Source organism: Acinetobacter sp. AB03, from assembly GCF_058107045.1.
This window is the reverse complement of record NZ_JBUEBA010000077.1, coordinates 1-816: the sequence shown is the minus strand read 5'-3', so window position 1 is coordinate 816 and position 816 is coordinate 1. Positions and strand designations below refer to the sequence as shown.

At 39.3% G+C, this 816-nt stretch carries 1 protein-coding gene; it reads left to right on the top strand.

All coding sequences use genetic code 11. From position 1 onward, the window contains the following. On the top strand, nt 1-816 hold an 816-nt coding region (locus ACY3FQ_RS18450; RefSeq protein ID WP_489774621.1), incomplete at both ends, for an MBL fold metallo-hydrolase.

The window sequence follows — 816 nt, the reverse complement described above, 5'->3', positions numbered from 1 at the left end:
GCGTATAAAACGAAATATAATTTAGACGATATGACAGAGTTTAATTATGCGCAAAAAGGCTTTATTGCCAAGCCAACAGGTCAAATTAAAAGTGAAAAAGGCAATGTGATCTGGGATTTTGATGCGTTTAATTTTTTAAATGATCCAGCACCAAATACTGTTAATCCTGCACTATGGCGACAAGCAAAGCTCAACAATAATGTTGGTCTATTTAAAGTGACAGATCGAGTTTGGCAAATTCGTGGTTTTGATTTGGCAAATATGACCATTATTCAGGGTGATACTGGCTGGATTATTGTGGATCCATTAACCTCTAAAGAAACGGCTGAAGCAGCACTTAAATTTGCTAGGCAGCATTTAGGTGAGCAAAAAATTTCAGCCATTATCTTTACCCATAGCCATATCGATCATTTTGGTGGTGCATTAGGCGTTCTTTCTACAGAAGAAATTAACGCTAGAAAAACCCCAATTATTGCGCCACAAGGCTTTATGGAAGAAGCGACCAGTGAAAATTTGATGGCAGGTTCAGCCATGATGCGTCGTGCGACCTATATGTATGGAACCTTTTTACCAAAGAATGCTGAAGGATTGGTGGATACAGGTTTAGGTAAGGCTGTTGCTGTTGGGAAAATGGGAATCCTTGAGCCTACACAACTGATCACTCAACCAGAACAGAAAATGACGGTTGATGGCTTGGATTTTGTGTTTTATAACGTGCCGGGTTCAGAAGCACCAGCAGAGTTAACCTTCTCTATCCCATCATTGAAACTTTATAACGGCGCAGAAATTCTATCTCATACCATGCATAATCTTTTA